Raw genomic sequence first — 22,925 nt, forward strand, 5'->3', positions numbered from 1 at the left:
CGCCCTTGCCGCCTTTGCTGTCACGCTAATCTACCACGAGCGCGCAGGCGGCGGGCGGCGCGGTTTGACCTGGCCAAAGCGATTGTAAATTAAATAATCCGTCTTACTGTGATAGAAATAGCATGTTTTCGAAAATACACCAGGCCGCACAGCAGATCGGCGAAGTTCTCGTCGGCAAACAGTTACAGATCCGCCAGACCCTCGCCTGCGTGCTGGCCGGCGGCCACCTGCTGATCGAGGACGTGCCCGGCGTGGGCAAGACGACCCTGGCGCATGCGCTGGCCATCTCGCTGGGCCTGCAATGGAAGCGCCAGCAATTCACCAGCGACCTGCTGCCCGCCGACGTGGCCGGCATGAGCGTGTATGACCGGGGCAGTGGCAGTTTCATCTTTCATCCTGGCCCCCTGTTTACCCAGGTGCTGCTGGCCGACGAAATCAACCGCGCCACGCCGAAGACGCAATCGGGCTTGCTGGAAGCGATGGAAGAGCGGCAAGTGACGCTCGATGGCGTCACGCGCGCGCTGCCGCAGCCGTTTTTCGTCATCGCCACGCAAAACTGCGCGCACCAGCTGGGCACCTTCCCGCTGCCCGAATCGCAGCTCGACCGTTTTCTCATGTGCGTCACCCTGGGCTACCCCGATGCGGCCGCCGAACGGGAGCTGCTGCTGGGCGCCGACCGCCGCGCCATGCTGCAAACCTTGCCGGCCGTCATGAACGCGGAAGAATTGCTGCAGGCGCAAGCGGGCCTGCGCGCCATCCACGCCTCACCTGCCGTCGTCGACTACGTGCTGTCCCTCGTGCATGCCACCCGCGTGCCGGGCGTGTTTGCCGATGGCCTGAGTCCGCGCGCCGCGCTGGCCTTGCTGCAGGCGGCGCGCGCCTGGGCTGCCCTGGCCGGACGCGACCACGTCACGCCCGACGATGTGCAAGCCGTACTCATTCCCGTCTGCGCCCACCGCCTGCACGCCGCGCAAGGGGTCACGGACAGCCGCATGCTGCTGCAGCAATTGCTGCTGGCGACACCCGTCTGACAGCCGTGCGCCTGCGCACCATCCGCTGGCTGCCGGCGCGCCCCTGGCTGGGCGCGCAGCGCGTGCACATCCGTCCCTCGCGCGCGGGCCTGGCCTTTGCCGCGCTGCTGCTGGCGCTGTGGATCGCCGCCGTCAACTACCGCCTGGGCCTGGGCTACGCGCTGACCTGTTTCGCGGCCGCCTGCGCCATCGCCGACATGCTGTTTGCCAGCCGTAACCTGGCGGGCCTGGCGTTGGCCGCCACCCCGGGCAATCCCGTGTTCGCGAGCAACCAGGCCACGTTCACCTTGCGCCTGATCAACCGCAGCACGCGCCCGCGCCATGCGATCCACCTGGCCATGCGCGATTCGGCGGCGGCACCCGGCCCGGTCGACATCGCCGCCCACGGGGAAACGGCCGTCACCATCGTCGTTGCGGCGCGGCAACGTGGATGGGTGATTGCCCCGCCGGTGCGCCTGTCCGGCAGTTTCCCGCTGGGCCTGTTTATCGCCTGGTGCCATTGGCAGCCCGAGGCGCGCGTGCTCGTGTATCCGCAGCCCGAGCACAACGCGCCGCCGCTGCCCTTGCCGGCCGGCACAGTACAGCAGACACGGCAGAAAGCACGGCCACGCACGTCCGATGGCGCCCTGGAATTGGCAGTGGAACTGGCCGGTGTGCGCGCCTACCAAGCGGGCGACCCGTTGCGGCGCCTGGCCTGGCGCCAGATCGCCCGCCATGACGGCGAGCATTTATTCAGCAAGCAATTCCAGCCAGCCGCCGACGCGCCAACGGGAGCCGTCCCTGACAGCATCGTGCTCGAGCACGCCGCCCTGCACGCGCTGGCGCCGGAAGCGCGATTGTCGCGCCTGGCCGCCTGGGTGTTGCAGGCGGAACGCACGGGCCTGCCATACGGCTTGCGCCTGAGCACGCTGACTGTGGCGCCGGCCCTGGGCGCCCACCAGCGCGACGCCTGCCTGCGCGCGCTGGCCCTGCACGATTTGCCGCACAATTTGCCACAGGATGAGGCCATGCCATGAGGCAATGGCTAGCCAACTTGCCGCGCGACAAGGCCGACATCCTGCTGCTGTTGCTGGCCGCCGCCATGGTGCTGGCGCCGCACGCGCTGCACCTGCCCCCATGGCTGTCGGCCGCCGCCGCGCCCCTGCTGTGGCGCGCCTTCATCACCGTGCGGGGCCGGCGCCAGCCGCGGCTGGCCGTGCTCGCGCCGCTGGCCTTGCTCGGCATCGCCGCCGTCTATGTCAGCTACGGCACCGTGCTGGGACGCGATGCGGGCGTAGCCATGCTGGCCTTGCTGCTGGCCTTGAAATCGCTGGAAATGCATGGCCGGCGCGACATCTTCGTCTTCGTCTTCCTCAGTTTTTTCCTCCTGTTGGCGAACTTCTTTCATGCGCAAGGCATCGTCAGCGCCGCCTGGATGCTGGCCACCGTCATCGTCCTGCTGGCCGGCCTGCTATCGTCCCAGTATGGCGCCGTGCAACCACGGCTGGCGCACAGGCTGGGCTTGCTGGGGCGCATGCTGGCGCTGGCCCTTCCCCTGTCGGCCGTGATGTTTCTTGCCGTGCCACGCGTTGACGGCCCCCTGTGGGGCGCGGCACCAGAAGGCACGCAGGCGCGCACGGGCTTGTCCGACAGCATGCAGCCGGGCGCCATCGCCTCGCTGGCCCTGTCAAGCGACCCCGTCTTCACAGCCCGTTTCAGCACACCGCTCCCGCCGCAAGACCAGCTGTATTGGCGCGGCGTGGTGCTGGGCGACTTCGACGGCGCCACCTGGACGCGCAGGGGCGCCGGCCGGCGCACGCCTGCCGCCGACAGCCGGATAGACATCGCCCTGGAAGGCCAGCCCAGCCAATACGAAGTGACGTTGCAAGCGAGCGGCCAGCGGCGCATCTTCGCGCTCGACGTGCCGCGCAGCATCGAACGCTTGCCCGGCAATCCGTACGTCGTGTCGTCCGCGCTGGAAGTGCTGACCATACAGCCCATTACTTCGACCGTGCGTTACCGCGTCAGTTCCCAACCCCGCTACCGCTTGCAGGCCAGCCTGTCTTTTGCCCAGCAGCAGCCCTGGCTAGCCTTGCCTGCCGGCAGCAATCCGCGCAGCGTGGCCTGGGCCCGCGCATTGCGCGGCCATGGCGCGCAGGCGCTGGCGCCCGCCGACGCCATCGCCGCCGTGCTCGAACACTTCCGCCGCGCCCCCTTCCGCTACACCCTGCAGCCGCCGCTGCTGGGCAAGCATGGCGTCGACGACTTCCTGTTTGCCACGCAAGCGGGCTTTTGCGAACATTACGCGGGCAGCTTTGTCGTGCTGATGCGCGCCATGGGCATTCCCGCGCGCGTCGTCACCGGTTACCAGGGCGGCCTGCATGGCGCGGCAGACAACAGCCTGAGCGTGCGCCAGTCCGATGCCCATGCGTGGAGCGAAGTGTGGCTGGCGGGCCGGGGCTGGGTGCGCGTCGATCCCACCAGCGCCGTCGCGCCCCTGCGCACGGAGCGCAACCTCGATGCCGCCCTGCCGCCGGCCCCGTCGCCGCTGACGGCATGGCGCGCCCTGGCCGGCCTCGACGGCGGCGCGCACGGAGCGCTTGCCGCGTGGCGCCAGCAATGGCAGCAAGCCGAGCAAGCCTGGAGCAGCTGGGTACTCGACACCACGCCGCAACGCCGGCGCGCCATGCTCGATGGCTTGAAAAACGTGCCGGCAAAAAAGCTGGCAGCCGCTTGCGCCTTGCTGGCCCTGCTGTCCGCCCTGGCCGGCGCACTGGTCTGGTGGCGGCAGGCGCGGCAAGGCGATCCGCTCGACGCCCTGTACGCGCAGTTTTGCCACCGGCAAGCGCGGCGCGGCTACAGCCGTGCGCCGCATGAAGGCCCGCACGGTTATGCTGCCCGGTTGGCCGCAGGCAAGGCCACACAAGAAGCGCACGCCGCCATCGCACAGTTTCTGGCAATCTATGCCGCGATGAAGTATGGTAATGCCAACCCATACGAACAACTCCGCGCGCGGCGCAGCTTGCGCCGCCTGTTAACCCAATGCCGATGAGACGCTCCTTGTTACCGATCAAAACCTCCGCCCTGTCCCTGCTCCTCTCCCTTCCCCTGTGCCTGTCCACCGCGCACGCAGGCGAAAACAGCAATATTTCCGACGCCGACCGCGCCCGTGCCGTGCGCGCGGCCAAGGCACAGCCCATCAAGAAGGTCGCCGGCAAGCCGGCGGCGAAGAAAGCGCCGGCGAAATTCGACTTCGAGGGCGAATTTGTCGACTATGCCAACTGGAAAGAAGTACGCGCCTTCCTCGACGACATGTCCGCCAAGCATGGCTTTAACCGCGCCGAACTCGATACTCTGATCGGCAAGGTGCGCTATGTCGAATCGACCGTGCAACTGATGAAGCCGGCCCCGCCGGGCAAGCCGAAGAACTGGCAAGCGTACAGCGCCCGCTTCATCGAGCCGGTGCGCATCAATGCGGGTGTGAAATTCTGGGAAGAAAACGCGGAAGCGCTGGCGCGCGCCGAACGCGAATATGGCGTGCCGGCCGAAATCATCGTCGGCATCATCGGCGTGGAAACTGTGTACGGACGCAACACGGGCCGCTTCCGCGTGCTCGACGCGCTGACCACCCTGGCGTTTTCCTATCCGGAAAGCCCGACCCGCGCCGCGCGCATGGAGTTTTTCAAGGGAGAACTGGAAAACGCGCTGCTGTACGCGCGCAAGGATGGCATCGATCCCTTGACCCTGCTCGGCTCGTATGCGGGCGCCATCGGCTTGCCCCAGTTCATGCCTAGCAGCATCATGAAATATGCGGTGGACTTCGATGGCGATAGTCACATCGACCTGCGCAATTCCACGGCCGACGCCATCGGCAGCGTCGCGCATTTCCTCGTCGAGCACGGCTGGCGGCGCGACGATCCGGCCATCAGCACCTATCCCGTCACCGTTTCGGCCAGCCGAGCCTGGGAAAAGTTCATCGGCCAGGGCTTGCAAGCCAAGTACCGGCTGGCGGAATTGCAGGAGGCCGGCGTGAGCGCCGGCCCGTCCACGCCACAGAACATGTTGTTCGGCTTGATCGATCTGCAAAATGGTTCAGAAGCAACTGAGTATCACTTGGCAACCAATAACTTCTTTGCTATAACTCAGTACAACAGAAGTTATTTTTATGCCATGTCAGTGATCGACTTGGGCAAGGCCATCAGTCAAGTGCGCGCACGCTAACTGAAAGTCGGTGTAAAGTTATAATATTACTTGTAAGAAAGCGTAAGGGATGTTGAAGCGACCAGAAAACAAGTCTATGGTAGGGCCGATAACATGTGCCAGCCTTGCTCGCCAGCCTTTGTGCGGCACGGAATACGGAAATGGTTTTATACTTAACTTTTGTCAAAGTACAATTTTTGTTCTATCATAGAGCATAATAAAGAATAAATAGGTGTTGCAACAAGACAACACCTATTTTGTACAAAGCAAGATTACTGGGCTTTCCGGCCTGAAATTGAATCCTGTTGTACAATTGTGTATATATTACGAAAAACTGTATCCCGGATCGTACCGTGTGTGAATTCGTTCCTTTTAGTAAAGAATGAACATGAACGCAGCAAGAGCGAGCTCCGAGTGTTTTTTACTTTGCAGTGCAACTACAGAAGGAACAATAACATCATGACAAACCAAGTCGGCATTGATATGAACAGCGATTCGGACTCCGACGATCTGCTTCAATACAACCCAAACAGATTGCTCGATACCCTGATCGAAAACCTGCGCCTGAAAAACGACGCAGCCCTGTCCCGCGCGCTGGAAGTAGCGCCACCAGTCATCAGCAAAATCCGCCACCACCGCCTGCCGGTCGGCGCATCGCTGCTGATCCGCATGCACGAAGTCAGCGACCTGAGCATCCGCGACCTGCGTTACCTGATGGGTGACCGTCGCAACAAATTCCGCATCAGCGACAAGCAATTCAAGCCAAAAGAAGGCGAAACGCCACAAGGCTGATCCTGCCAGTTGCGCAGGTTTTCCCTCCCCGCCATGGGGAGGGGGTATTTCCAGCAGTTCTCAGGCCGTTCTGGCCGATATTATTTTCCCGTATCAACTATCAAGCAGGAAACACGCCGGTCGACAGATAGCGGTCGCCACGGTCGCAGACGACGAACACGATCGTCGCGTTTTCCACCGTTTGCGAGATGCGCAGCGCGATTTCGCACGCGCCGGCGGCCGAGATGCCGCAGAACAAGCCTTCTTCCGCCGCCAGGCTGCGCGCCATGCGTTCGGCCACGCCCTGGCTCACGTATTCCACCTGGTCCACGCGCGACTTGTCATAGATTTTCGGCAAGTACGCTTCCGGCCACTTGCGGATGCCGGGAATCTGCGAACCTTCCTCGGGCTGGGCGCCGATGATCTGGATGGCGGGATTCTGCTCCTTCAAATAGCGCGACACGCCCATGATGGTGCCCGTCGTGCCCATGGCGCTGACGAAATGCGTGACTTGGCCATTGGTATCGCGCCAGATTTCCGGCCCCGTGCTTTCATAGTGGGCGCGCGAATTGTCTTCGTTGGCGAACTGGTCGAGGATCACGCCACGGCCATCCTTCTGCATCTGCTCGGCCAGGTCGCGCGCATATTCCATGCCGCCCGTCTTCGGCGTCAACAGGATGTCGGCGCCGTAGGCGGCCATGCTCTGGCGGCGCTCCACGCTGAGATTGTCCGGCATCAGGAGCAGCATCTTGTAGCCGCGCAAGGCGGCGGCCATGGCCAGCGCGATGCCCGTATTGCCGCTGGTCGCCTCGATCAGGGTATCGCCCGGCTTGATGACGCCGCGCTCTTCAGCGCGCTTGAGCATGGACATGGCGGCGCGATCCTTCACGGAGCCGGCCGGATTATTGCCCTCCAGCTTGCCAAGGATGACGTTGTTGCGCGCAAGCGCATCGGCACCCGGCAAGCGCGTCAGCTGCACCAGCGGGGTATTGCCTATCGTATCTTCAAGTGTCTTGTAAGCCATCGTGTCTGTTTGAGTAGATTCAACAAAGACCCATTCTAATATGAGATGCTGGGTGGCGTATCGCTCATCGGCACCTGCATCCGGGCCTGCGCGCGCGTCCGGATGCGCCGCCGCATCCCGCACGGCGCCTGCCGCGCTGCCGTTTCCGGGCGTGTACAAGGGCGATTGCGGCAGGCGCGCGCCGCATGCGCTAGACTCGCCACTGTTAGTTATTTTTGTTATTTGCTTATTCAGCCTCCGAACGGACTCGCCATGGCCAGCAACACACCCGAATTCATTCCCGAAACGACGCAGGACGATCCCGTCCAGTTCGCCACGCTCGACTTGCAGGGCCGCAGCCACCAGATCTCGCCAGTCTTCACTGCGCCCGAACTGCAGCGCTTGCAGCGCTATGGCACGCTGCAACGCTTTGCCGATGGCGATACGCTGTTCGAGGCGGGCAGCAGCAGCTTCGGCATGCTGGTGATACTGTCCGGGCGGGTCAGCATCAAGCGCCACGAAGTGCTGGGGCAGGCGTCGCAGCTGCGCGAAGTGGGCGTCGGCCACTTCATTGCCGAGGTGGCGCAATTGTCCGGCCGCCCCACCCTCGTCAACGGCAGCGCCGTGGGCGCCGTGGAATTGCTCGACATCTGCTCGGAATCCTTGCGCGCGCTGATCGTGGCCGAGGCCGAGATGGGCGAGCGCATCGTGCGTGCCCTGATCCTGCGCCGCGTGGCGCTGATCGAATCGAATTCGGGCGGCCCCGTGCTGGTGGGGCCGCGCGGCAATGGCAATCTGTTCCACTTGCAAAGCTTTTTATCGAGCAATGGGCATCCGCACACGGTGCTCGATCCGGCCAGCGATGCGGCCGCCGCCGCGCTGGCCGGGCGCTACCAGCCCACGCCGCAGGAATGGCCGCTGGTGGTCTGTCCGGACGGCAAGATCATGAAGAATCCCGGCAATGCGGAACTGGGGCGCTGCCTGGGCATGCTGCCCGATTTGTCCGGCGACAAGATCTTCGACGTGCTGGTGGTGGGCGCCGGTCCCGCCGGCCTGGCCACGGCCGTGTATGCGGCATCCGAGGGCTTGAGCGTGCTGGCGCTGGAACAGCGCGCGTATGGCGGCCAGGCGGGCGCCAGCGCGCGCATCGAAAATTACCTGGGCTTTCCCACAGGCATCTCCGGCCGCGCGCTGGCGGGACGCGCCTATGTGCAGGCGCAAAAATTCGGCGTCGAGATCGCTACGCCGGCCAGTGCCACCAACTTGCTGTGCGACACCTGGCCCCTGCGCGTCAACTTGTGCGACGGCACGCAAGTGCGCGCCCGCACGGTAGTGCTGTCGTGCGGCGCGCGCTACCGCCGTCCTTCGCTGGCGAACCTGAAAACGTATGAGGGACGTGGCGTGTATTACTGGGCCTCGCCCATCGAAGCCAAGCTGTGCCGGCAGGAAGAGATCATCCTGGTCGGCGGCGGCAATTCGGCTGGCCAGGCGGCCGTGTTTCTCTCCGGCCATGCCGCCAAGGTCCACATGGTGATCCGCGGCGAGGGGCTGGCGGCCAGCATGTCGAGCTACCTGATCGAGCGCATCGCCGCCACGCCCAACATCACCTTGCACACGCACACGGAAATCATCGCCCTCGAAGGCGACGACGATGGCTTGACGGAAGTGCGCTGGCGCAATAACCGCACGGGCGAGGAAGCCGCTTGCGCCGTGCGCCGCGTCTTCCTGTTCGTCGGCGCCGACCCGAATACGGACTGGCTGCACGACTGCGCCGTGGCCGTCGATGAGCAGGGTTTCATCCGCACGGGTTTCGACGTCACGCGCGCCGAATGCCGCGCCCATGGCCACGCCGCGCATTTACCCTATCCGCCAGCGGACTTGCCCGAGCGGGCCGCGCTGGAAACGAGCGTGCCGGGCGTGTTCGCCATCGGCGACGTGCGGGCCGGCTCGACCAAGCGCGTGGCCGCCGCCGTCGGTGAAGGGGCAGCCGTGGTATCGCAGATTCACGGCTTCCTGGCGCGGCTACCTGCGGGCTCGGCTTGAAAATCGTGCATTGTAGAAACTGCTACAATCGGCTGTTGCCATCCAGCTGAAAGAGTCCGCATGCCCCACACCGCCAAGCTTTCCTCGCGCCGCAGCATGCCCGCGGTCCGCTGACGGTGCGCCGCATGCTCGTCAAACTGTTGCTGCTGGCCACCTTGTTTACCGTGCTCAGCATCGCCGCGCTGTACAGCTACGGGCGTTTCGCCGAGCGGTCGCTGGGTGCGCCAGGAATGGCCTTGCCCGTGGCGGTGGATGCCACCCTGCTCGACCGCGTGCTGGCGCCGCAGCTGGCGCAACGCCCGGGCCACAGCGGCACGGCGCTGATCGACGACAACCTGGAAGCGTTCGCCCTGCGCGCCCTGAGCGCGCGCGAAGCGGGCCGCAGCATCGACCTGCAATACTACATCTGGCATAACGACGTCACGGGACGCCTGCTCGTGCGCGAACTGCTGCGCGCGGCCGACCGTGGCGTGCGCGTGCGCGTGTTGCTCGACGATATCAACGCGCGGGGCCAGGACGCCGCCATCCTGGCGCTCGACAGCCACCCGCTGATCGACGTGCGCATCTTCAATCCGGGCCGCAACCGCGACGGCATCTGGTTGCGCGCCATGGAAATGGCCTTGCGCGCCGTCAGCCTGAACCGGCGCATGCACAACAAGGCCTGGATCGTCGACGGCAGGGTCGCCCTCGTCGGCGGGCGCAATATCGGCGACGAATACTTCGATGCCGCAGAACAAGTCAATTTCCAGGATGCCGACTTGCTGCTGGTGGGGCCCGCCGTGCAGCAGACGAGCGACATCTTCGACCGCTTCTGGAACAGCCGCGCCGTCATTCCCATCAGCGCCTTGCACGCTGGCAAGAACATGGGCGCATCGGAGCTACAGACCGTGCGCGCCCGCCTCGACGCGCTGACCGGAGAACTGGGCGCCTCGCCCTACCTGCGCCAGCTGACCGATGCGGGCCAGCTGCAAGCCCACCTCGATGGCCGCCTGCGCCTGCACTGGAGCACGCACGTGCAAGTATTGTCGGACCCGCCGGAAAAAGCCGCGCCCGTGGCCAGTTTGCAGCGCAGCGAGCACTGGCTCATGTACAGCTTGCAGCCCCTGCTGACGGACGCGCGCGAGGAAGCGCTGCTGACCTCGCCATACTTCGTGCCCGGCGCGGAACTGACGCAGACCCTGGGTAAAAAGGTTGCCGCCGGCGTCCAGGTCCAGGTGCTGACCAACTCGCTGGCCGCCACCGACGTGGCCCTCGTGCATGCAGGCTATGCGCGCTACCGCCAGGCGCTGCTGGGCGGCGGCATCGAGCTGTATGAATTGAAGACCCTGCACCGCAAGCGCATCAGCCTGATGGGGTCGAGCCGCGCCAGCCTGCATACCAAGGCCGTCGTGGTGGACGGCCAGCGGGGTTTCGTCGGCTCCTTCAACCTCGATCCCCGCTCGGCCCAGCTGAATACGGAGATGGGCGTGCTGTTCGACGATGCCGCGCTGGCGGCCGACATGCGCGCGCTGTTCCAGCATTCGACGGCCAGCGACACCAGCTACCGCGTGTTCCTCGACAACGGCGCCCTGCGCTGGTCCGACGCTACCGAGGAGCCCGCCAAGGTGTGGACGCACGATCCCGAAGCTGGCTTCTGGCGCCGCACGCTGGTGTCCGTGATGCGCTGGCTGCCGATCGAATCGCAGCTGTAGGCGTGCGCGGTATGCAAAAACTTTTTAATCCTGGCAAAATTGCCATCTAAAAATATTTGTTGTTTTCGAGACATGTTAGATGCCGTTTTGCCAAACGCTGCTATAATCGCTTCGACGGGACACCACTGCTGTCCCTGAAGTACCCTTCTCGCCCCTTCCGCGATTGAATAAACGTTGGCCAAAAGCTCGCCGACAGACTGCAACACTACCCTGTCACTTTTGGAGCTTTATCATGCGTAAAACATCTACCTTGCTGGTGCTGGCCGCCGCTTCCCTGTGCGTCTCCGCCGCCCAGGCCGCCACGACCAACCTGGTCAAGAATGGCGATTTCGAACTGACCAGCAACGGCACCTCGAAACAGCTGAACGAAGGCACGTACGCGCGCGCGGACCGCACCTACCTGAGCGACTGGTCCAGCAAAGGCTATAACTTCGTCTTGAACGGCAACAACATCGACGACACCAACGCCGCGACGGCGCTGGCCTTGTGGGGTCCGAATTCGTACAGCGGCCACGGCCCGCAAAACGGCCTGGGCGCCAGCCCTACGGGCGGCAACGTGCTGGCGGCCGACTGGGATTACTTTCCCGGCCCCGTCACACAGCAAGTCAGCGGCCTGATCCCCGGCCAGGCGTATACCCTGAGCTTTTCCTACGGCGCGGCCCAGCAGGTGGGCTTCCGTGGCGATAACCTGGTCAATTACTGGGATGTGTCGCTGGGCAACAGCAAACAGCAGACCGCATCCCTGGCCAACGTCAGCCAGGGTTTCACGGGCTGGCACCAGGCCAGCATGACCTTCATGGCCACGGACAGCAGCGAATTGCTGTCGTTCATGGCCAAGGGCAGCCCGTCCGGCGCGCCGCCATTCATGCTGCTCGACGGCGTCTCGCTGGTGTCGGCCGTGCCGGAACCGTCGACCTGGGGCATGCTGATCGGCGGCCTGGGCCTTCTGGGGTTCATGGCACGCCGCCGCAAGGCTGCTGTAGCAGTCTGAGCCGCCAGCGCGCGTGACAGAATCCGGACCAGCCCAGCTTTGTCCGGATTTTTTTGCTTCTTACCTGACGGAATGAAATGAGCCTGCTGCACACCCTGCAAACCCACCTGTCCGGCATCGCCATCGATGTGCTGCGCCTGAGCCTGTGGCTGGTGCTGCTGGCCGTGATCTTCGTGCCGCTCGAGCGCTTGTTTGGCGAACGCCACGCGGGACGCTCCCGCACGGAACTGTTCAGCGACCTGGGCTTTTATTTCATCAGCAGCCTGCTGCCGGCCGCCTTGCTGGCCGCGCCGCTGGCCCTGCTCGCCGTCGCCGGCCAGCACCTGTTGCCGGACGCCATCCCCGCCACCATGTCTACCCTGCCCCTGTGGGGCAAGCTTCTGCTGGGCTTGCTGATCGGCGAAGTCGGCACTTACTGGGGGCATAGGCTCAGCCATGAAATTCCATGGCTGTGGCGCTACCATGCCGTGCACCACAGCACGGAACAGCTGTATTTCCTCGCCAATACGCGCACCCATCCCGTCGACATGGTCGTCACGCGCCTGTTCGGCCTGACACCGCTGTATCTGCTGGGCCTGGCAGGCCCCGGCGCGGCAGGCAGCGCGGCACCCGTGCTCTTGCTGCTGATCGGCACCGTCTGGGGTTTCTTCATCCACGCCAACCTGCGCTGGCGCTTCGGCCCGCTGGAATGGCTGGTGGCCACGCCTGCCTTCCACCACTGGCACCACAGCAAGTTCGAACACATCAACCGCAACTATGCGTCGACCCTGCCCGTGCTGGACCGGGTGTTCGGCACCCATCACTTGCCGCGCGCCTGGCCAGCCGCCTGCGGCATCGAGGCGCACATGCCGAAGACGCTGGCAGGGCAACTGGCTGCGCCATTCCGGCCCACCGGCAAGCGGGAAGTTCCGGCCGCGGAATAAAAAACCCCGCGCGGCCGGTACCACGCGGGGTTTTCTTCTCGTGCTGCGCGGCACCACCACGCAACACGCTTTACAGCAACACGCTTACTTTTTCTCGGCTTCTGCCTTCTTCGCGTCGGCAGCAGCCAGTTTGGCTTCCTTCTTCGCAGCCGCTTCCGCAGCCTTGGCTTCCTTCTTGGCCGCCGTTGCTGCTTTCTTCGCGGCAGCAGCTTCCTTCTTCGTTTCGGCGGCCGTTTTCACAGGGGCGGCATCGGCCGCAGCAGCAGCGGGAGCCGGCGCGGCAGCAGGCACTGCCTTGGCGGCGGCGGCTTCCTTCTTGGCGGCAGCGGCGGCGGCCTTGGCTTCTTTCTTGGCTGCAGCAGCTTCCTTCTTCGCTTCAGCGGCCGACTTGGCTGGTGCCGCAGCGGTGTCGGTCGCACCAGCTGGCTTCGGTGCGGCTTCTTTCGCTGCAACTTCCTTCACTGCAGCATCCTTTTTTGCCGGGGCAGCTTTCGCCGCCGGAGCGGGTGCCGCTGGCGCGCCGGACTTGGCCTGGCCATTCACTTGCAAGCCCGCTTCCGACAGTTTCACGGAACTTTTCGGGCCGATACCTTTTACGCGGCTTTCGAAATCGGCCCAATCCTTGAAGGCGCCGCCCTTGGCGCGTTCATCGACGATGGCTTTCGACGTGACGGGGCCGATGCCCTTGACGCTGTCGAGTGCCGCCTGGTCCGCCTTGTTGACATCGACCTGGGCAAAGGCAAAGCCCATCGTCGCGATCAGGGTGGCGATGGCCAGCAGTATTTTTTTGAACATGGGTATCTCTCCGTGATGTGGTTTCAAGATGACTCGAACGCAAGGGAGGAACAGCGCCTTAACGGCTTAACGGCTGTAGCGTGATACGGTTGACAAGATGGGACTGCGGAACTGCGGGAAAACCTGCGCCAGATCAAACGGTCCGGCGCAGGCGATACAACATATTACTGCGAAAACAGCTCGTCGCGGGTGACGGTGGCAGTGCCCAGCTTGCCGACGACGATGCCGCCGGCGCGGTTGGCCGTGCGCACGGCGTCGCCCAGGGCCATGCCGGCCCCCAGCATGGCTGCCATGGTGGCGATCACCGTGTCGCCGGCGCCCGAGACGTCGAACACTTCGCGCGCATCGGTCGGCATGTGCAGCACCTCATCGGCCGTGTACAAGCTCATGCCTTCTTCGGAACGGGTCAGCAGCAAGGCGTCCAGGCCCAGTTGCGCGCGCATCTGCTGCGCGCGCTCCGTGAGTTGCTCCTCCGTATTCCAGCTGCCGATCACGCGGCGCAGTTCGGACTTGTTCGGAGTGAGCACTGACGCACCTGAATAGCGGCTGAAATCATCACCTTTCGGGTCGACCATGACGATCTTGCCGGCGGCCCGGGCCGCCTTGATCATCTCTGCCACGTTCACCAGGCTGCCCTTGGCGTAGTCGGACAGGATCACCACATCGTAATGGGGCAGCAGCGCGTTGAACTGCGCCAGCTTGTCGCGCAGCACCGTATCGCTAGGCGCATCCTCGAAGTCGATGCGCAGCATCTGCTGCTGGCGGCCGATCACGCGCAGCTTGATGATGGTGGAAATAGCTGCGTCGCGCTGCAGATAGCTGTGGATGCCGCCGCCTTCGAGCAGACGCTCGACCTGGCTGCCGGCCTCGTCGTCGCCCACCACGCCGAGCAAGCTCGTCTTCGCGCCCAGCGCGGCCGCGTTGCGCGCCACGTTGGCCGCGCCGCCCAGGCGTTCCTCGCGCTTTTCGATGCGCACGATGGGCACGGGCGCTTCCGGCGAAATACGGCTGACGTCACCGAACCAGTAGCGGTCCAGCATCACATCGCCCACCACCAGCAGGCGTACCTGGGCCAATGCGGCCGGCGCCGTCAAGGCGACCACCTCGTGGGCGCTCATGCGCGCGTCAGGATCGAGCGGCCGATCCCGTGGTATTCGATGCCATTCTCGGCCATGACGGCCGGCTCGAACAGGTTGCGCCCGTCAAAGACGACGGCCTGCTTCAGGCGCGCCTTGACCTGCTCGAAGTCGGGGCTGCGGAAGGCTTTCCATTCCGTCACGATGACCAGCGCATCGGCGTCCTGCAGCGCATCCTTCGGACTGTCGGCAAAGCGCACCTTCGCCAGTTGCTCCGGCGTCAAGTCCAGTTGCAGCACGCGGCGCGCCTCGGCCATGGCGACGGGGTCGTACACGGCCACCGTGGCGCCGCGCCCCAGCAAGTCGGCCAGCAGCACGCGAGCCGACGCTTCGCGCATGTCGTCCGTATTCGGCTTGAAGGCCAGGCCCCAGACGGCAAAATGCCGGCCCGTCAAGTCTTCGCCGAAGCGAGCGACCACTTTGCGGCCCAGCACCTGCTTTTGCTGGTCGTTAACGGCTTCGACGGCACGCAGGATCAGCAATTCCTGGCCGTGGCCGCGCGCCGTGCGCTCGAGCGCCTGCACGTCTTTCGGGAAGCAGGAACCGCCGTAGCCGCAACCGGCATACAGGAAGCTGTGGCCGATGCGCGGGTCGGAACCGATGCCGTGGCGCACGGCTTCGATATCGACGCCCACCTTGTCGGCCAGGTTCGCCAGCTCATTCATGAACGAGATGCGCGTGGCCAGCATGGCGTTGGCCGCATATTTCGTGAATTCGGCCGAGCGCACGTCCATCCAGTAGGTGCGCTCGTGGTTGCGGTTGAATGGCGCGTACAGGCTTTTCAGCAATTCGCGCGCGCGTTCACCGTCCGGCGTGGCGTCGACGCCGATGACGATGCGGTCAGGGCGCATGAAGTCTTCGACGGCCGCGCCTTCCTTGAGAAATTCCGGATTCGACGCGACGGAGAACGTGGCAGCCACGCCGCGCGCATCGAGTTCGCCCTGGATAGCGGCGCGCACTTTTTCGGCCGTGCCGACGGGCACGGTGGACTTGTCGACGATGACCTTGAAGTCCGTCATGTACTTGCCGATGCCGCGCGCGGCGGCCAGCACGTATTGCAGGTCGGCCGAGCCGTCTTCATCGGGCGGTGTGCCGACGGCGATGAATTGCATCACGCCGTGCGCGGCGGCAGCCTCGACGTCGGTGGAAAAGGTCATGCGGCCGGCGGCGCGGTTGCGCGCCACGACTTCTTCCAGGCCCGGTTCATGGATGGGGATGCCGCCGCTGTTGAGCAAGGCGACCTTCTGTACGTCGAGGTCGAGGCAAAAGACGTCATTGCCCAGCTCCGCCAGGCAGGCGCCCGTCACGAGGCCCACATAGCCCGTGCCGATAATGGTGATTTTCATGGTTGTGCCGTATTTGTAATATGGGTTCTGACCTGCAAGTGCACAGCACAGGGTTCAGGGCAAGGCGCTGCAACGCAGCCATGAGCCCTGTGCTGGGCACGACTAATTCATGACGTTGAGTTCTTCCGTGCGTCGTGGCGGATAGGTTTCCCACTTGTTGCAGCCCGGGCAATGCCAATAGAACTGGCGCGCCTTGAAGCCGCAGTGGCTGCACTGGTAGCGGGCCAGCTTTTGCGTATAGCCGTGCACGAGGTTTTTCACCATCGACAGCTCCGACCAGATGGCGGCCGGCGCATCCATCATGCGCGCTTCCAGCAGTTTATCCAGGCCCAGCAAGGTCGGCGTGCGGCGCAGCTCGGCGCTGACCAGCTGTTTCGCCGCTTCCACGCCGTCGAGCTCGATGACGGCCTTGAAGACGACTTCGATCAGGTCGATCGACGACGCCTCTTCCAGGTAGGAGCGCAACAAGTTGACGCCTTCCTGTGGACGGCCCAGCTTGGTATAACCGTCCATCAGGCGCTGCGCCACCAGGGCCACATGCGGCACGCTTTGCTGCTCCACGCGGCGCCAGGTGGTCAGCGCGCCCTCCACGTCGCCGCGCGCCAGCAGCACGTCGCCCGTCAGGATGGTGGCGCGCACGCTCTTGCGGTCCGTCTGCAAGGCTTTTTCCAGCAGCGGCATGGCTTCGTCCGGCTTCATGTGCACCAGCGCGTCATGCGCCAGTTCGCAATAGAACTGGGCGATTTCCTTCTGGCGCGCGCCGGCGCCCGATTCCTGCAAGCCCACGGCCGCTTCGATGGCGCGTGGCCATTCCTTTTCGCGCTGGTAGATTTCCAGCAGCGCGCGGCGCGCCTGGGCCGCATATTGCGTGTCGACCAGGCTGTTGAAGGTTTCTTCGGCGCGGTCCAGCAGACCCGCCTTCAGGTAATCCATGCCCAGCTCATAGGCGGCATGGCCCTGCTGCTCCAGCGGCAAGTCCGGGCGCGCCAGCAAATTCTGGTGCACGCGGATGGCGCGCTCCGTCTCGCCGCGGCGGCGGAACAGGTTACCCAGGGCAAAGTGCATATCGGCCGATTCCGGGTCCAGCTTGACGACTTCGATGAAGGCATCGATGGCCTTGTCATGCTGCTCATTGAGCAGGAAATTCAAGCCCTTGAAGTAATTGCGCGGCAGGCTGCGCGATTCGGACACCAGTTGATGAATGTCAACACGCGCGGCAATCCAGCCCAGCGCGAAAAACACGGGGATACCCAAGAGCCACCAGAGTTCAAAATCCATGCGATTGTTTTTATTCGAGTAAGAGAGATAGGAGCGATGGCGCCGCTTACTGCGCGCTCACGCTGTCCGGTTGCGGCTGGACATTGCTGGCCACGCCAACGGTCTGCAGCGCGGCAATGGTGGTTTTTTGCTTGCTCGCTTCGCGGCGGTGACGGAACACGGTCGGCGTCAGGGCCAGTACGCCCAGGCTGGCGCCGGCGACAAAAAAGCCCAGCAGCATCAGGACCAGGGGGCCGCGAATTTCATAATTGAGGAAAACATGCAGGTCGACAACCTGCGCATTCTTCAGCGCAAAACTGAAGAACAGGACGAAGAGAACACAGCCAACGATGGTGGAGATGATTTTCATCGATACGCCCAGAAAGTACAAAAAATGCCCGTATGGCACAACCTTGGAATACCTGACAGAAGCGTAGCGAGCGTCAGCGAGGCTCGGCGCCCCCTTTGGTCCGAGAAGCACAACCGTACTTAAGTACGGTGAGCATCGCAGGCCGCAAAGCGCGACGCGCAGTAGCTTATGTCAGGCATTCTCAGCATATTAACAAAAAAAAGCGGCATCCAAGGACGCCGCTCTTTGTGTCGCCTTCCAGCAGACGATTAATCCTCGATGATCGGTTGTCCGACCATCGCGTCCACCCGCTCGCGCAACTGTTTGCCCGGCTTGAAGTGGGGTACCCGTTTTTCGGGAACCATCACCTTGTCGCCGGATTTCGGGTTGCGGCCGATGCGCGGGGGCCTGCTGTTCAGGGCAAAACTGCCAAAACCGCGGATCTCGATACGCTGACCGGTCGCCAGGGCGTTGGTCATCGCATCGAGAATGGTCTTGACGGCATACTCCGCATCTTTCGCCACCAGCTGAGAATAACGCTCAGCGAGGCGGTTGATCAGCTCGGACTTTGTCATCTGCCGTATCCGCAGTCTTAGTTCTTGTTATCGAACTTAGCTTTCAACAAGGCGCCCAGGCTGGTGGTGCCCGAAGCTGCGTTGTTGTCGGTAGCTGCCATCTTCTGCATGGCTTCCTGGGTTTCAACGTTGTCTTTCGCTTTGATCGACAGTTGGATACCACGGGCTTTGCGGTCGATGTTCAACACCATTGCTTCGACGGTGTCGCCGACTTTCAGGTGCGTACCAGCATCTTCAACGCGGTCGCGCGAGATTTCGGAAGCGCGCAGGTAGCCTTCAACTTCTTCGGACAGTTGGATCACGGCGCCTTTAGGCTCAACCGATTTAACGGTACCGGTTACCAGCGAGCCTTTGTCGTTCATGGCTGCGAAGTTGTTGAATGGGTCACCTTCCAGTTGCTTGACGCCCAGGGAAACGCGCTCGCGCTCAACGTCGATGGCCAGAACGATGGCTTCCAGTTCGTCACCTTTCTTGAAGCGACGCACGGCTTCTTCGCCGGTTTCGGTCCAGGACAGGTCGGACAGGTGCACCAGACCGTCGATGTTGCCGGCCAGGCCGATGAACACGCCGAAGTCGGTGATCGATTTGATCGCGCCGCGGACTTTGTCACCTTTCTTATGGGTAACACCGAAGTCGTCCCATGGATTGGCTTTGCACTGTTTCATGCCCAGCGAAATACGACGACGCTCTTCGTCGATTTCCAGAACCATCACTTCTACTTCGTCGCCCAGTTGGACAACTTTGTTAGGAGCAACGTTTTTGTTCGTCCAGTCCATTTCGGAAACGTGTACCAGACCTTCGATACCCTGTTCCACTTCAACGAACGCGCCGTAGTCGGTCAGGTTCGTTACTTTACCGAACAGACGGGTGCTTTGTGGGTAACGACGGGACAGACCGGTCCAAGGATCGTCGCCCAGTTGTTTCACGCCCAGCGAAACACGGTTTTTCTCTTGATCGTATTTCAGGACTTTGGCGGTGATTTCCTGGCCAACCGTCAGAACTTCCGACGGGTGACGTACACGGCGCCATGCCAGGTCGGTGATGTGCAGCAGGCCATCGATACCGCCCAGATCCACGAACGCGCCGTAGTCGGTGATATTTTTGACGACGCCGGTCACGACCGTGCCTTCTTTCAGCGTTTCCATCAGTTTCTGACGCTCTTCGCCCATCGAAGCTTCGATGACGGCGCGGCGGGACAGAACCACGTTGTTACGCTTGCGATCCAGCTTGATCACTTTGAATTCGAGGGTTTTGCCTTCGAATGGGGTGGTGTCTTTGACAGGACGGGTATCAACCAGCGAGCCCGGCAGGAATGCGCGGATGCCGTTGGTCAACACGGTCAGACCGCCTTTGACTTTACCATTGACGGTACCGACGACGATTTCGCCCGATTCCATCGCTTTTTCCAGAGCCAGCCACGAAGCCAGACGCTTGGCTTTGTCGCGCGACAGGATGGTATCGCCGAAACCGTTTTCCAGCGATTCGATCGCCACGGAAACGAAGTCACCAACTTTGACTTCCAGTTCGCCGTGGTCGTTCTTGAATTCTTCGACAGGGATGAATGCTTCGGATTTGAGGCCAGCGTTCACGATCACGAAATTGTGGTCGAGGCGCACGACTTCAGCGGAAATAACTTCGCCGGAGCGCATATCTTGACGCGACAACGATTCCTCGAAGAGCGCAGCAAAACTTTCCATACCGGTAGATTCGTTAGTTGTAACAGTAGACATAGGGTTCACACAGGTTATCCAGCAGAGATCGCACGATGCGACTTAAACTGGGTTAGGTTTTTGACACACCCGGACAGGCCAGGAGCCGTCAACGGGCACCACATAGCACGCACTACACATCAATACACGCTATTTTTCTGCTTATTTTGCAACTGCGGCATACCATTTCAACACGGTTTCGACGGCATCATCTGCCGTCATGGCCGAGGTATCGAGGACATGCGCCCCTTCTGCGGGGACCAGCGGCGCAATCGCACGGTGAGTATCACGTTCGTCCCGCGCCTGCAAATCCATCAGAAGGTCTTCCATATTAGCAGAAAAACCCTTGTCTATCAATTGCTTGTAGCGCCGTTGCGCGCGCGCCTCGACGCTGGCGGTCAGGAACACCTTCAACGGGGCGTGCGGGAAGATCACCGTGCCCATGTCGCGTCCGTCGGCCACCAGGCCCGGCGTCTTGCGAAAGCCCAGCTGCAAACCGACCAAGGCATGGCGGACGGTTGGTAAAACAGCAATTTTCGACGCCGTATTCCCCACTTCTTCGGCACGGATCTGCTCGGTGACATTTTCATGCGCCAGCAGGATCTCGCCGCCCGCAAAATGGCAGGGCAAGTGTTCGGCCAGCTTGGCCAGCGCGTGCTCGTCGCGCAAGTCCGTGCCGCGGCGCAGCGCGCTCAAGGCCGTCAGACGGTACAGCGCGCCCGAGTCCAGGTAATGAAAGCCCAGCTTGTCGGCCACGCGGTGCGCCACCGTGCCCTTGCCGGAAGCGGTGGGGCCGTCGATGGCGATGACTGGAATGTGGGAGGTCGGCATAGTGTTGGCAATCAATTAAATCAAAGTATCTTTGGCAATCCCCGCGAAGGCGGCGAAATACTCGGGGAAGGTCTTGGCCACGCATTTCGGGTCGTTGATGCGCATCTCGTTGCCGCGGCGCGCGGCGCCGTCCAGCGAAGCCAGCGAAAAGCACATGGCCATGCGGTGGTCGTCATACGTGTCGATGGTGGCGGCAAGAATCTGCGCCGGCGGCGTCACGCGCAGGTAGTCCGCGCCCTCTTCCACTTCCGCGCCCAGCTTGCGCAACTCCGTGGCCATGGCGGCCAGGCGGTCCGTCTCCTTTACGCGCCAGCTGGCGATATTGCGCAAGGTGCTGGTGCCGTCCGCGTACAGGGCGGCCACGGCGATCGTCATGGCCGCGTCGGGGATGTGGTTAAAGTCCATGTCGACGGCTTTCAGGACGCCGTTCGAACGGGCTTCGATCCAGTTCTCGCCCATGGTGATGGTCGCGCCCATCTGCTGCAAGGCTTCGACGAAGCGCACGTCGCCCTGGATGCTGTCGCGCCCCACGCCTTCCACGCGCACGGGGCCGCCGCCGATGGCGCCGGCCGCCAGGAAATACGAGGCCGACGAAGCGTCGCCTTCCACGTGGATGGTGCCCGGGCTTTGGTATTGCTGGCCCGGCTGCACGGTGAACGACTGCCAGCCGTCATGTTCGACCGTCACGCCGAAACGGCGCATCAGGTTCAGGGTGATCTCGATGTACGGCTTCGAAATCAGCTCGCCCGTGACATCGATGGTGACGGCATGGTCGCGCGCCATCAGCGGCGCCACCATCAAGAGGGCCGTCAGGAACTGGCTCGACACGTTGCCGCGCACGGCGATGCGCTGCGCGTGGATGTGGCCGCGGCGGATGCGCAGCGGCGGGAAGCCCTGCTCGCCCGTGTATTCGATCTGCGTGCCGACGGCGTTCAGCGCGTCGACCAGGTCGCCGATGGGGCGCTCGTGCATGCGCGACACGCCATGCAAGGTGTAGTCGCCACCGATGACGGCCAGCGCCGCCGTCAGCGGGCGGATCGCCGTACCGGCATTGCCCATGAAGAGGTCAGCCTCGTGGTGCGGGAATACGCCGCCGCAGCCTTCCACGTGGTGGATCTGGTGCGCGGTGGCCGGGTCGCCCTGCAACTCGTCCTGCGTCCATTTGACGCCCAGCGACGTCAGGGCCGTCAGCATGACGAAGGTGTCGTCGGAGGCGAGCAAGTCGACGATCTTCGTCGTGCCCTTGGCCAGCGCGGCCAGCAGCAGCACGCGGTTGGAAATGCTTTTCGAGCCGGGCAAGCGCACCGTGCCCTCGGCGTGCATCACCGGCTTCAAGTCGATATGGTGGGGGTAGTGCTTGGTCTGGGTCATGCTGGAATCCTTGAGTATTTATTGTGCGGGCGCGGGAGCTTCCGCCGTCTCGATCGCCTCGATCCATTGCTGCCGCGCGTGCTGGGCGTTCGCGTACACGCCCTCGATGGCGGCGCCGTCGTGCGCGGCCAGGTGGGTGCGCAAGGCCGTCAACTGTGCCAGGTAGGCGTCCAGTTCGTGCAGCAGCGCCGGCTGGTTGGCCAGGCTGATGTCGCGCCACATTTCCGGCGATGAACCGGCGATGCGCGTAAAGTCGCGAAAGCCGCTGGCCGCGTATTGAAACAGCAGGCCCGCGTGCGGTTTGTTGGCGATGTCGTCGACCAGCGCAAAGGCCAGCAAATGCGGCAGATGGCTGACGGCGGCAAACACCTTGTCATGTTCTTCGGGCGTCAACGTGTGCAGGATGGCGCCGCAGGCACGCCAGGCGGCCGCCACGCGCTCGACGTCGTCCGCTGCGTTTTCCGCCAGCGGCGTGAGCACCACTTTCTTGCCTTGATACAGATCAATGATGGCGGCGTCGGGACCATTCGTCTCGCGCCCCGCGATCGGGTGGCCGGGCACGAACTGGCCCACCTTGCCGCCGAGCGCCGCGCGCGCGGCCGCCACCACGTCGCTCTTCGTGCTGCCCCCATCGGTGACGATGGTGCCGGGCTGCAGGTGCGGCGCGATGGATGCCAGGATGGGACCCGTCTGCGCCACGGGCGCGGCCAGCAGCACTAGGTCGGCGCCATGCAAGGCTTGCGCCATGTCGCCGCCGATTTCGTCGATGATACCCAGTTCGAGCGCGCGCACCATCGACGCGCGTGAGCGGCCCATGCCGACTACGGTTTGAACCGCGCCCGCGTGTTTCAAGGCGCGCGCGAACGATCCGCCGATCAGGCCTACGCCAAAAATGACGACCTTCTTCAGTGCAGGCGTCGTCAT

20 protein-coding genes are annotated in these 22,925 nt (G+C 63.4%); 9 read left to right on the plus strand and 11 right to left on the minus strand.

Features of this window, described 5'->3' with window-relative positions:
* Positions 1-122: 122 nt before the first annotated feature.
* From VPH40_RS17360 to VPH40_RS17380, 5 genes are all read left to right on the plus strand, one after another.
* The gene (locus tag VPH40_RS17360) at positions 123-1,031 is read left to right on the plus strand and encodes an AAA family ATPase (RefSeq protein WP_251349961.1); all 909 of its coding nucleotides are present in this window, start codon (positions 123-125) and stop codon (positions 1,029-1,031) included.
* A 5-nt stretch (positions 1,032-1,036) separates the two neighbouring features.
* Complete coding sequence (locus VPH40_RS17365; RefSeq protein ID WP_328574046.1) at positions 1,037-2,047, plus strand: DUF58 domain-containing protein; 1,011 nt, start codon at positions 1,037-1,039, stop codon at positions 2,045-2,047.
* Entirely contained in the window at positions 2,044-4,062 is a 2,019-nt protein-coding gene (locus VPH40_RS17370) for a transglutaminase TgpA family protein (protein WP_328574047.1), read from the plus strand. The genes VPH40_RS17365 and VPH40_RS17370 overlap by 4 nt, the downstream gene beginning before the upstream one ends.
* Complete coding sequence (gene mltB / locus VPH40_RS17375; protein ID WP_442906658.1) at positions 4,053-5,231, plus strand: lytic murein transglycosylase B; 1,179 nt, start codon at positions 4,053-4,055, stop codon at positions 5,229-5,231. Before VPH40_RS17370 ends, mltB begins: the two co-directional genes overlap by 10 nt.
* Before the next feature lie 438 nt (positions 5,232-5,669).
* On the plus strand, positions 5,670-6,002 hold the full coding sequence (locus VPH40_RS17380; protein ID WP_034751784.1) for a hypothetical protein: 333 nt from the start codon (positions 5,670-5,672) through the stop codon (positions 6,000-6,002).
* 100 nt (positions 6,003-6,102) lie between these two features.
* Here the strand turns inward: VPH40_RS17380 and cysM are convergent, their stop codons facing one another.
* A complete protein-coding gene (cysM, locus tag VPH40_RS17385; protein ID WP_035825682.1) occupies positions 6,103-7,005 on the minus strand; it encodes a cysteine synthase CysM in 903 nt (300 codons plus the stop codon).
* A 252-nt stretch (positions 7,006-7,257) separates the two neighbouring features.
* Between cysM and VPH40_RS17390 the strand changes: the two genes are divergently transcribed.
* The 4 genes from VPH40_RS17390 to VPH40_RS17405 all read left to right on the plus strand — a co-directional run bounded on the left by VPH40_RS17390 (position 7,258) and on the right by VPH40_RS17405 (position 12,632).
* On the plus strand, positions 7,258-9,027 hold the full coding sequence (locus VPH40_RS17390; RefSeq protein WP_328574049.1) for an FAD-dependent oxidoreductase: 1,770 nt from the start codon (positions 7,258-7,260) through the stop codon (positions 9,025-9,027).
* 125 nt (positions 9,028-9,152) lie between these two features.
* A complete protein-coding gene (locus VPH40_RS17395; protein ID WP_328574050.1) occupies positions 9,153-10,718 on the plus strand; it encodes a phospholipase D family protein in 1,566 nt (521 codons plus the stop codon).
* A 232-nt stretch (positions 10,719-10,950) separates the two neighbouring features.
* Positions 10,951-11,709: a PEPxxWA-CTERM sorting domain-containing protein gene (locus VPH40_RS17400; protein ID WP_328574051.1), complete on the plus strand. Its 759-nt coding sequence runs from the start codon at positions 10,951-10,953 to the stop codon at positions 11,707-11,709.
* A gap of 77 nt (positions 11,710-11,786) precedes the next feature.
* Positions 11,787-12,632, plus strand: a complete 846-nt coding sequence (locus tag VPH40_RS17405) for a sterol desaturase family protein (RefSeq protein ID WP_328574052.1) — start codon at positions 11,787-11,789, stop codon at positions 12,630-12,632.
* An 84-nt stretch (positions 12,633-12,716) separates the two neighbouring features.
* On the opposite strand, the gene VPH40_RS17410 is transcribed toward VPH40_RS17405, so the two are convergent.
* The 10 genes from VPH40_RS17410 to VPH40_RS17455 form a co-directional block, all read right to left on the minus strand.
* On the minus strand, positions 12,717-13,427 hold the full coding sequence (locus VPH40_RS17410; RefSeq protein ID WP_328574053.1) for a ComEA family DNA-binding protein: 711 nt from the start codon (positions 13,425-13,427) through the stop codon (positions 12,717-12,719).
* 164 nt (positions 13,428-13,591) lie between these two features.
* On the minus strand, positions 13,592-14,545 hold the full coding sequence (gene rfaE1 / locus VPH40_RS17415) for a D-glycero-beta-D-manno-heptose-7-phosphate kinase (RefSeq protein WP_251349952.1): 954 nt from the start codon (positions 14,543-14,545) through the stop codon (positions 13,592-13,594).
* The gene (locus tag VPH40_RS17420) at positions 14,542-15,909 is read right to left on the minus strand and encodes a UDP-glucose dehydrogenase family protein (RefSeq protein WP_099665144.1); all 1,368 of its coding nucleotides are present in this window, start codon (positions 15,907-15,909) and stop codon (positions 14,542-14,544) included. Before VPH40_RS17420 ends, rfaE1 begins: the two co-directional genes overlap by 4 nt.
* A gap of 102 nt (positions 15,910-16,011) precedes the next feature.
* Entirely contained in the window at positions 16,012-17,187 is a 1,176-nt protein-coding gene (gene lapB, locus VPH40_RS17425; protein ID WP_077400762.1) for a lipopolysaccharide assembly protein LapB, read from the minus strand.
* Between the two features lie 46 nt (positions 17,188-17,233).
* The gene (locus tag VPH40_RS17430; RefSeq protein WP_077400759.1) at positions 17,234-17,536 is read right to left on the minus strand and encodes a LapA family protein; all 303 of its coding nucleotides are present in this window, start codon (positions 17,534-17,536) and stop codon (positions 17,234-17,236) included.
* Positions 17,537-17,784: 248 nt separating this feature from the next.
* Positions 17,785-18,090 (minus strand): integration host factor subunit beta, encoded by a 306-nt coding sequence (locus VPH40_RS17435; RefSeq protein ID WP_008446215.1) that lies wholly within the window; start codon positions 18,088-18,090, stop codon positions 17,785-17,787.
* Between the two features lie 17 nt (positions 18,091-18,107).
* Positions 18,108-19,820: a 30S ribosomal protein S1 gene (gene rpsA, locus VPH40_RS17440; RefSeq protein WP_071650172.1), complete on the minus strand. Its 1,713-nt coding sequence runs from the start codon at positions 19,818-19,820 to the stop codon at positions 18,108-18,110.
* Between the two features lie 141 nt (positions 19,821-19,961).
* Positions 19,962-20,630, minus strand: coding sequence for a (d)CMP kinase (cmk, locus tag VPH40_RS17445; RefSeq protein ID WP_251349951.1), 669 nt, complete (start codon positions 20,628-20,630; stop codon positions 19,962-19,964).
* Between the two features lie 15 nt (positions 20,631-20,645).
* The gene (gene aroA / locus VPH40_RS17450) at positions 20,646-22,001 is read right to left on the minus strand and encodes a 3-phosphoshikimate 1-carboxyvinyltransferase (protein WP_099665146.1); all 1,356 of its coding nucleotides are present in this window, start codon (positions 21,999-22,001) and stop codon (positions 20,646-20,648) included.
* Positions 22,002-22,019: 18 nt separating this feature from the next.
* Entirely contained in the window at positions 22,020-22,925 is a 906-nt protein-coding gene (locus VPH40_RS17455) for a prephenate dehydrogenase (RefSeq protein ID WP_328574054.1), read from the minus strand.

It is taken from the genome of Janthinobacterium sp. P210005, assembly GCF_036231865.1.
In the GTDB taxonomy this organism is placed as follows: Bacteria; Pseudomonadota; Gammaproteobacteria; order Burkholderiales; family Burkholderiaceae_D; genus Janthinobacterium; species Janthinobacterium kumbetense.

Bases quoted from the DNA above. Each gene is read 5' to 3' on its own strand.
- VPH40_RS17390 (WP_328574049.1), top strand. From the start codon at position 7,258: ATGGCCAGCAACACACCCGAATTCATTCCCGAAACGACGCAGGACGAT.
- VPH40_RS17400 (WP_328574051.1), top strand. From the start codon at position 10,951: ATGCGTAAAACATCTACCTTGCTGGTGCTGGCCGCCGCTTCCCTGTGC.
- VPH40_RS17410 (WP_328574053.1), bottom strand. From the start codon at position 13,427: ATGTTCAAAAAAATACTGCTGGCCATCGCCACCCTGATCGCGACGATG.
- VPH40_RS17360 (WP_251349961.1), top strand. From the start codon at position 123: ATGTTTTCGAAAATACACCAGGCCGCACAGCAGATCGGCGAAGTTCTC.
- rpsA (WP_071650172.1), bottom strand. From the start codon at position 19,820: ATGTCTACTGTTACAACTAACGAATCTACCGGTATGGAAAGTTTTGCT.
- VPH40_RS17380 (WP_034751784.1), top strand. From the start codon at position 5,670: ATGACAAACCAAGTCGGCATTGATATGAACAGCGATTCGGACTCCGAC.
- cysM (WP_035825682.1), bottom strand. From the start codon at position 7,005: ATGGCTTACAAGACACTTGAAGATACGATAGGCAATACCCCGCTGGTG.
- VPH40_RS17420 (WP_099665144.1), bottom strand. From the start codon at position 15,909: ATGAAAATCACCATTATCGGCACGGGCTATGTGGGCCTCGTGACGGGC.
- VPH40_RS17370 (WP_328574047.1), top strand. From the start codon at position 2,044: ATGAGGCAATGGCTAGCCAACTTGCCGCGCGACAAGGCCGACATCCTG.
- rfaE1 (WP_251349952.1), bottom strand. From the start codon at position 14,545: ATGAGCGCCCACGAGGTGGTCGCCTTGACGGCGCCGGCCGCATTGGCC.
- mltB (WP_442906658.1), top strand. From the start codon at position 4,053: ATGCCGATGAGACGCTCCTTGTTACCGATCAAAACCTCCGCCCTGTCC.
- VPH40_RS17395 (WP_328574050.1), top strand. From the start codon at position 9,153: ATGCTCGTCAAACTGTTGCTGCTGGCCACCTTGTTTACCGTGCTCAGC.
- VPH40_RS17430 (WP_077400759.1), bottom strand. From the start codon at position 17,536: ATGAAAATCATCTCCACCATCGTTGGCTGTGTTCTCTTCGTCCTGTTC.
- aroA (WP_099665146.1), bottom strand. From the start codon at position 22,001: ATGACCCAGACCAAGCACTACCCCCACCATATCGACTTGAAGCCGGTG.
- VPH40_RS17405 (WP_328574052.1), top strand. From the start codon at position 11,787: ATGAGCCTGCTGCACACCCTGCAAACCCACCTGTCCGGCATCGCCATC.
- cmk (WP_251349951.1), bottom strand. From the start codon at position 20,630: ATGCCGACCTCCCACATTCCAGTCATCGCCATCGACGGCCCCACCGCT.
- VPH40_RS17435 (WP_008446215.1), bottom strand. From the start codon at position 18,090: ATGACAAAGTCCGAGCTGATCAACCGCCTCGCTGAGCGTTATTCTCAG.
- VPH40_RS17455 (WP_328574054.1), bottom strand. From the start codon at position 22,925: ATGACGACGCCTGCACTGAAGAAGGTCGTCATTTTTGGCGTAGGCCTG.
- lapB (WP_077400762.1), bottom strand. From the start codon at position 17,187: ATGGATTTTGAACTCTGGTGGCTCTTGGGTATCCCCGTGTTTTTCGCG.